Origin of the sequence: Rahnella sp. PD12R (assembly GCF_019200965.1) — a bacterium.
Lineage (GTDB): Bacteria > Pseudomonadota > Gammaproteobacteria > Enterobacterales > Enterobacteriaceae > Rahnella > Rahnella laticis.
Window position 1 is genome coordinate 392188 of record NZ_JAHTMS010000004.1, and the last position, 8133, is coordinate 400320.

The following is an 8133-nucleotide window of genomic DNA, read 5'->3' on the forward strand; positions in this document are numbered from 1 at the left end:
GGCCTTTCAGGGCGCGATCACCATCTGCGACGGACTGCCGACGGCCACATAGCCATCAACAAACGTCAGCTTGCCGCTTTCCGCTGATACCTTGAATGTAGTGATGTTATCGCTTCGTTGATTCATTGCGTAAATATATTTGCCGTCCGGTGACAAAGTGAGCGTGCGCGGATAATCGCCACGGGTCCAGGTTTCCCCGCCCCAGGTCATCGCGCCTTCATCGGTCACGTTGATTTGCGCAATGCTGTTGTGCAGACGATTGGCAACGTACAGATGTTTGCCGTCTTTGCTCAGCACAATGCCCGCGGCGAAGTTCGTGCCTTTGAAACCGGCCGGCAGCGTGGACAAGCTGTGCAGCTCGCTGAGCGTGCCTTTTACGGCGTCAAAACGATAGCTGGTCAGCGTCGACGCTTCTTCGTTAATCAGGAAAACGACTTTGCCGCTCGGATGAAACACGAAATGACGCGGTCCGGCGCCTTCCGAAGAGGCCTTAATGAACGGCGGATCGTTGGCTTCGAGCACGCCCGTTTCGCCGTTGAGCTTCCACTGATAAATCCGGTCCAGCCCCAGATCGGTGGAGAACACGAATTTGCCGGAAGGATCGGTGGCGATCATGTGCGCATGCGGGCCGTTATGATCGCTGATGGCAAAACTGCCTTCCGCCGCGGCCGCAGGTTTACCCGCACCTGCCGGGCCGGAATCCTGCTGGCTGTTGCTGGCATCGCTCAGCTTGCCGCTGGCATCCACGGGGAAAACCGCGACCAAACCGCTGATGTAATTAGCCACCAGCAGATGGTCGCCTTTCGGCGTCAGGGACAAATGCACCGGCCCCGCGCCCTGCGAATCCACCTGATTGATCAGCGTCAGGCTGCCGTCTTCTGGCGAAATCCGGTAAGCCGCTACCGCGCCGTGTTTGCCGCCGTTGTAATTATCAATTTCACTGCCAATAAACAGCGTTTTACCGTCATGGCTGAGCACCATCTGTGCCTGATTTGGCAGCTGGCTGGCGAGCGTTTTATCGCTCAGCGCGCCGGTTTTAGGATCGAACTTAAAGCGGTAGACACCTTCCCCGTTGGGGTTGTAAGTGCCGACATACGCGAAATGTGGCGTTGTGGAAGTCATTGTTTTTTCTGCTGCGTAGAGCGGCATGGCCGAAACGGCCAGCATCGCGGAGGTTAAACCTGAAATCAGAAACCAGTTTCTCATACATTTCCTCAAACCTGGGTTGTCAGACAAACGAGAGGCTCAGCGCCCGTTCAGTGGATGAAGGGCGCTGAGTGTTTAACCGCGCAGACGGCTTACCGCACAGGAAAGGTCAGATTATTCAGCCAATCAGCTTTTTGACGCTGGCCAGCAGGGTTTTCACATCGTCCGGACGGGTATTGCCGGTCGCGCTGTCGATAATAGAGCTGTAGATATGCGGGATGATTTTGGTCACGCCAGCGGCCAATGCGATTTCCATAATCGGCTCGAAGTTTTCCAGATCGATACCGCCGGTCGGTTCAAGCCAGAAATCCTGTTCAGCACAGGCACGCGCCACGGCAGCAAATTCCTCACGGGTTTTCAGGCCGCCCATCGGGAAATATTTCACCGAGCTGCCGCCCATGTCTTTGAGCAGCGCAATCGCTGTTTCCACCGGCACAATCGCGTCACTGGCCGCGGAGCTCAGCGGCCCGGTGTTAATTTTGACGAAACCGACTTTGCCGGTCGGCGAAATCAGGCCGTTGACCACGCTGTCGTTTTGACCAAGCAGCGCACGGCTGGTGCCGACGCCGGTGAAAACCTGATTCACATGCTGCGGCTGAACGTGTTGTGAAATCTGGCTGACCATCAGCGACTGACGCGGATCGCCCGCGCCCAGGCCTACGGACAGCGCGTTTTCGATAAGCGCGGCATATTCCTTCATGTCGGCGACGGCGCTTGCGACATCCGCGTAGTTTTTGGAAAGCACACCGACCAGCACATGCCCTTCTGCGGCTTCGTAGATATCCCGGGCGTTGTCTTTTGACCCTGCCAGCACGTTCAGGCAGACGCGGTCACGGAAGAAATTTGGGGTCAGCTTCATGCTTTCTCTCCACTGAAAAGTTGTTTGAAACGGTCGGAGACAATGGCGAGCTGCTGCGGCGTAACGCTGCGCACGTCGACTTCAATCTTGCCTTCGTTGGCGCGGTAGCCACGGAAGTAAATGGCGATATCGCCGTTTTTCATGGCATCCACGATGGCTTTGGTTTTCCAGCCCAGAACCGCTTCATCGAAGGTAATTTCGGTACGGGCGATATCGCGCCCCGCGCTGTCCCAGACTACGCGGCCGGTCACGCCATTGATTTCATTCAGGCTGGCGATAAATGGCGTCATTTTGTCGACCATTTCCTGCCCGGTGGTTTTCGGCAGCGTGATGTAACTTTCAATCGCCTGCGTCAGGCCAAGAATGCCTTCTTTACCGACTTTCATCGCACGGCCGATGCCGCCGGATTGCAGTTTCACCCATTCGACAACCTGTTTTTTGCCCAGCACCAGGCCGCTGGTCGGGCCCTCGATGGCTTTCGCGCCGCTGTAAATCACCAGATCAGCGCCCATTTCGTAATAACAGGTCAGGTCTTCTTCCGCCGCCGCATCCACAATCAGCGGCAGATTATGTTCGCGGGCAACCTGCGCCGCCTCTTCCACGGACAGAATGCTTTTCTGCACAGAGTGGTGGGATTTGATGTACAGAATGGCCGCCGTGCGTGGCGTAATGCAGGCTGCAAGTTGCGCCGCAGAGCATTCGTTGGCATAACCGGCTTCCACTACTTTACCGCCGCCCATCGTCACCATCGTGCCTACCGGGGCACCGAAATTCACGTTGTGGCCTTTTGGCAGCACGATGTCGTGAGGGATTTCCAGCGGCGCCGCGTGCAGGTTTTCCAGCAGCCAGGCGTCATCTTTCACAATCACCGCCGCGACCGACTGCGCAATCCCGGCAGACGCACAGGACACCACCACCGCGTTTTCGACATTCAGCAATTTAGCGATGTAGGCACCGGTTTTGTTCACCAGATCCTTCATCTCGAAATAATGGTTCAGGCCGGTATTCACCACCGCCGCCACTTCTTCGCGCGGCGTGGAAACCCCGAGCGCCGTCATGCGACCGGACGCGTTAATAACCTGTTTCAGCTGATATTTTTCATACAGAGATTGTTCAGAAGACATGAGCAGATTTCCCTTCTTCGGTTAACAGAGTGACACCCGCGACCACGGCGGCCAGAGGTACCAGCAAACTTTCGCCCTTCGCGGACTGACCTTCGGAATCGACAAATACCTGTGGCACAAAACGCTGTTCAAACAGCGTCAGGTCGGCGTCAGCGCCCACTTCGAGACGCCCTTTTGCAGGCAGGCGTAAAGCATCGGCGGCGTGAGAGGTGACACAATCAATCACCTGCGTCAGCGTCATACCCACGCTAAAGAATTTGGACATCACCGTCGCCAGGCGGTGAACCGGCCCGTTCATGCGGTTGCGGCAGTAAATATCGGAGCTGATGGTGTGGGGCAAAATGCCCTGTCTGATGGCGAGTTCCGCCACTTCAAAACTGAAACTGGCGGTGCCGTGCCCGACGTCGAGCAGCACACCACGGCTCAGCGCGCGTTTAATCGAATCGCGCAGCACGCCTTCAGGTGACAGGATCCGGTTCGGTTTGCCGTTATAGCAGTGCGTAATGATGTCGCCGGACGTCAGCAAATCTGCGATTTCATCAAGGTTCGGCGGGTTGTTCCCGATATGAACCATCAGCGGTAAATCATTATTTTCCTGCTGAATTTCTTTCGCGCGAACCAGCGGCTTAATCCCGTTCTGGCCGACGACGCTACTGCTCATGCGCGCTTTGATCCCGATGATAAAACCGGGGTTGCGCGCAATGGCGTCACGCACGCCCACTTTGTCGATCTGCGCCATATCGGCCAGTTCGTTCTGCGTGACAATGCCGGTGCGGGCGATATTCAGAAACGCAAAGACGTTGGTTTTCGCCTCGCGGGTAATCTTATAAAAATCGTCGACGTCATTTGCGCCGGTGCTTCCGGCATCGGCCACGGTGGTGACCCCGCAGGCCACGCCGATCAGGTCAGCGTCGTCATGATAAATCGGCGATTTTGGGTAACAGTGAACGTGGGAGTCGATCCAACCGGCGCTGGCGTAAACCTTGCCTTGGAGGTCGAGTGTCTGGCGGGCGGTGGCGTCGGGTGCCAGCGTGCCGATGGCGGCGAACTTGCCGCCCTGAATTGCAATATCAGTCAGGCTGCCGTCTGTGCTTTTTGCCTGTCGGATGATTAAGTCATACATACGACGTTCTCCATAATCTCAGGCGCCAGAGAAAACCTGACGCCTGATTACTGCTTTCTTATTGAAGTACTTACAGTGATACCGGGAAGATAGCGCCCAGCACCATCGCACCGAGAATGGCACCGCCGGTGATAGGTTTCTGCCACAGGTAGAAGCCCAGCGCGCCAAGCAGCGAGCCCAGGCCGATTGGAATCGACGCGGCCATCGCGGAGAGGATAATCAACGGCCCGAGGAAACGACCGGAGGCGTTACCCGCACCCATCATCACATCCGCACCGTAGGTGGAATTGCTCTGATTGATGGTGAATTTACGCGCCAGAATGATGATGTATCCCACGGCTAAACCGAGGATCAGGCCAGTCACCAGCGAAGCGGCGAAGTTCGCCACCGGGAAGATAATCCCCGCGCCGAGCAACAGTGCCGGAACGCCCAGACCAATACCGGTCTGGATCGCGCCGCCGATATCCAGAATACCGACCAGCGAACCTTCGATAATGCGGGCAAACAGGAAACTGGCACCGAAGGCCGCAACCGCGCCATACACGCCGGTATCCATGCCTGAACGCAGCATCGAAACAAACGCCACTTCGTTAAAAGCACCAATGCCGTACAGGTAATACATGTGCGTCCCGGCGAAAACGCCTGAGGACAGCAGACCGACGAAGATCGGGAACGACCACTCGGCGTACCAGAAACCACGTTTGGCTTGTTCTTCCATTGTCATGCTCCCTTACTTGCCGCTGAGTGAGTTGTGAATGCCGTTCAGCCACGCGGGAACATCCAGCATGAAAGACTGCAACAGTTTGACGTCGAAACCGCGGAAGAAGCCGCTGAGTGCGAACAGCGCGATAATCGCCGCCATCATCACTTTGGTGACGCGGTTCCAGCCGCTTTCTTCAACGCCTTTCCCGATCAGAATACCCAGCACCAGACCCGGCACGGCGTTACCCATGATCATCTGCGCCAGACCGCCGAAAATAGTGGCCCAGAAACCGGAACGACGTCCTGCATCGATTGCCGCCAGCCAGAAAATTACGGGCATCACGGTGTTCACCAGCAGGTTGGCCGCAGGCACCAGCACTTTAATCGCCGTCACCTGCAACGCCGCCGGTACCGCAGACGCGGTGGTATTCAGGAAAGCCACCACAATCATGCCGATGATGCCGCCCGCAATCGCCATCTTGCGCGGGTCATGCATGGTTTCAGCCACATTGCGGTTTTTGAACATCAGGGCAGCGGTCGCCCAGTGAGGGATGATGCGGTGGTCGACGTCCTGTGTGAAAGAACCCGCCGCAACGGAAGAAGCCCAGGCGTTAAAGAAGAAGCCCAGACCAAATGAGAAATGCGAAGCCGGATCGCCTTCACAGGAATTTAATTCCCCAAGAGTACGAAAAGCCCCCATCCCTTGCACGGTAGGCGCGTGGAACATACGTGCAGCACCTGCACCTACCCCCACGCCAACCAGTCCGCCGATAATAAGCGACTTAAATAAAATAATTAAAAACATCAGTATATCCTTGTCATTTATAGCTAACGTTTTTATTTCGTGACAAAAACTACCTGTTCCGTATTAATAACAGTCAGGTTGACGGTAATGTCTAACGCCACGTAATAACTCTTTCTTTCCCTGGCCAGAAAAAAGAACAGAAACTTTTCTCTTTTTACTGATTCCTCGGCCGTAATAACCTTGACGTCCTGCGGTTCGATGCGCAGTAAGACATTATTGGCCGAAGATTTGAGAACCGTCCTCTGAACCTGACTCAGTGCGGAAGAAAAGGCGGCAGCCTTATTTTCGCCCTTTCCTTCAACCCGAACTGTCGTGGTTAATTGTTGCTTCATTACGCCTGACCATACTTCTTGTTATAAGCTTCAACCAGACGCTGACCCAGTTCTTCTTTATCCATAAATCCGAACCCTAATACCAGACAGCCTTCGTTAATTGCCGTCACACCTTCATCCACTGAACGCATTCCGTACTTGGCTTTATATCCGTATTTGTTTTGTGCGGTAATCGCACCGGCGCCGCCGCTGCCGCAGAAGGAAATACCAAAGGTTGCGCCTTCTGCTTTCATCACGTCGCCGAGTTTCATATCGGCTGCCATGCCTGGGACAACAATGGCTCTTCCGCCAGCCGCTTCCACGCCTGCTGCCACTTTCTGGCCTTTACCTAAACGGTCGCCGATCACAACTAATACTTGTCCCATAATTTACTTCTCCAGTTTGGTTAATTCATTAAAACAAAAATCAGGATTATTTCGGTTCGTTGTCTCTTGCGACTTCAAAATGCACCGAGAGCAAATACGCTTCCTCAATCGGTAAATTTCCGAACCAGCTGACCACTTCTTCTGCCATTTTCATGGACTCATCAGAAATTTCGTCAAATAAATCTTTTTCGACTTCAGGCAATGGTTCGCCGGTGATTGAGCGTAATACCATGGCTTTAACGTGTGACGTTAACATCTGCAACTGAACATCTGTGGTGTAGATATTCTTCGCACTTTGCATCGCCTGAATATCTTTTAATACTTTCTCTGTTATTGCAGGAGCATCTTCCAATTCTGTCTGCCCGTTACCCTTCACAGATGCGGTTCCGTTATTCACTCGCGGTTACCTCTCTCCTTGCCTGACTTTCTATTTTCAGTCGTTTATTTCGTCTGTCTTTACCCTAACCCTGGAGAGATTTCCTGTGTAGTGGGTCTTTTTCCAGTTCGAAGTGGAAATACGGTGAGCTGAGCAGATCTAATTCGCAAAACGAAAAGTTAAGTCGTCATATCACTGAGTATTACCGTCTGTAGCAGCGTATTTCACTGGTAATCGGATTTTTCGCAATGCGGATTAATTCCCTCACAACGCTTTCATTTATCGAAAAGAATGCCTAGTATCAAAGAACACATGCAGAACACTGACACCCCCGCGCTCACCCGCGGGGGTGTTGTTTTTTGCCGACCGGCACCCCACTCGCATGAAGCGGGTGATGCAAAAGGAACCATGGAGAATGTTATGAGTAAACCGACACTGATCATCAGCGAACTTGACGCAGAACGCCTGGATACACTGCTGGCACAACCGGCTTTTGCCAGCAGCCCGGTGGCCGACGCACTGAATGAAGAGTTAGATCGCGCAGAGATTTTGCCACCCGAACAAATCCCGGCCGACGTGGTAACGATGAACAGCAAGGTTCGCTTTACGGAAGGTAAAGAAGGCGAAGAGCACATTCGTACGCTGGTCTATCCGGCGGCGCTGAAAGACAGCAACGAACAGCTTTCCGTGATGGCCCCGCTCGGCGCTGCCCTTTTAGGCCTGCGCGTCGGCGGCAGCATTACGTGGGAAATGCCCGGCGGCGGTGAAAGTGTGGTGAATGTGCTGGAGTTGTTGTATCAGCCGGAGGCAGCCGGGGAATTACGGCGTTAATTTGCAGAGGCCGCTGCAATGGCGGCTTTTACTGTCAACCTTGGGTTGCCACCCAAACTGGCTTCAAGGTCAAGTTCAAAACCTTGGGTTGCCACCCAAACTGGCCTAAAGAGGCGCCTATCGCCGCGCCTCTTGTATCTTGATCTACGTGGTGGTTAGCGACTCCCACATGAAACAGAGTGAGCCTGCCGCGCCTCTCATGGGACAACCTTGTTTTTAAGTAAAGGCCCTCTGTTTCACCTTTCACGCCAGCATTCAAATTGGACGGTTACCAAGAGCTCTGACTCTGCATGTACAAGAGAAATAGGCGTGATGGTTTTCGTGAAAGGAGAATGCTCATGTATCAGATTGGCATTGACGTCAGTAAGAAAAAACTCGATATCTGTCTGTTATTTGACGGTATTTTAGGT

10 protein-coding genes are annotated in these 8133 nt (G+C 54.0%); 1 reads left to right on the forward strand and 9 read right to left on the reverse strand.

Annotated elements, in window-relative coordinates; all coding sequences use genetic code 11:
• Positions 1-6: 6 nt before the first annotated feature.
• From KWG64_RS11075 to KWG64_RS11115, 9 genes are all read right to left on the reverse strand, one after another.
• A complete protein-coding gene (locus tag KWG64_RS11075) occupies positions 7-1206 on the reverse strand; it encodes a lactonase family protein (protein WP_218521906.1) in 1200 nt (399 codons plus the stop codon).
• 118 nt (positions 1207-1324) lie between these two features.
• Positions 1325-2065, reverse strand: coding sequence for a KDGP aldolase family protein (locus KWG64_RS11080; RefSeq protein ID WP_218521907.1), 741 nt, complete (start codon positions 2063-2065; stop codon positions 1325-1327).
• A complete protein-coding gene (locus tag KWG64_RS11085; RefSeq protein ID WP_218521908.1) occupies positions 2062-3189 on the reverse strand; it encodes a DgaE family pyridoxal phosphate-dependent ammonia lyase in 1128 nt (375 codons plus the stop codon). Before KWG64_RS11085 ends, KWG64_RS11080 begins: the two co-directional genes overlap by 4 nt.
• Entirely contained in the window at positions 3179-4312 is a 1134-nt protein-coding gene (locus KWG64_RS11090) for an amidohydrolase/deacetylase family metallohydrolase (protein ID WP_218521909.1), read from the reverse strand. The genes KWG64_RS11085 and KWG64_RS11090 overlap by 11 nt, the downstream gene beginning before the upstream one ends.
• 70 nt (positions 4313-4382) lie before the next feature.
• Positions 4383-5030, reverse strand: coding sequence for a DUF4310 family protein (locus tag KWG64_RS11095; protein ID WP_101074955.1), 648 nt, complete (start codon positions 5028-5030; stop codon positions 4383-4385).
• Between the two features lie 12 nt (positions 5031-5042).
• Positions 5043-5819: a DUF4311 domain-containing protein gene (locus KWG64_RS11100; RefSeq protein WP_101074954.1), complete on the reverse strand. Its 777-nt coding sequence runs from the start codon at positions 5817-5819 to the stop codon at positions 5043-5045.
• 32 nt (positions 5820-5851) lie between these two features.
• Positions 5852-6151: a DUF4312 family protein gene (locus tag KWG64_RS11105; protein WP_101074953.1), complete on the reverse strand. Its 300-nt coding sequence runs from the start codon at positions 6149-6151 to the stop codon at positions 5852-5854.
• Entirely contained in the window at positions 6151-6516 is a 366-nt protein-coding gene (locus tag KWG64_RS11110) for an SFCGS family glycine-rich protein (RefSeq protein WP_195815534.1), read from the reverse strand. The genes KWG64_RS11105 and KWG64_RS11110 overlap by 1 nt, the downstream gene beginning before the upstream one ends.
• 46 nt (positions 6517-6562) lie before the next feature.
• A complete protein-coding gene (locus tag KWG64_RS11115) occupies positions 6563-6913 on the reverse strand; it encodes a PRD domain-containing protein (RefSeq protein ID WP_152327347.1) in 351 nt (116 codons plus the stop codon).
• 399 nt (positions 6914-7312) lie between these two features.
• Between KWG64_RS11115 and rnk the strand changes: the two genes are divergently transcribed.
• Positions 7313-7723 carry a nucleoside diphosphate kinase regulator gene (gene rnk, locus KWG64_RS11120; RefSeq protein WP_218521910.1) on the forward strand — a complete coding sequence of 137 codons (411 nt, stop codon included), beginning with the start codon at positions 7313-7315 and terminating at the stop codon, positions 7721-7723.
• Positions 7724-8133: the final 410 nt, after the last annotated feature.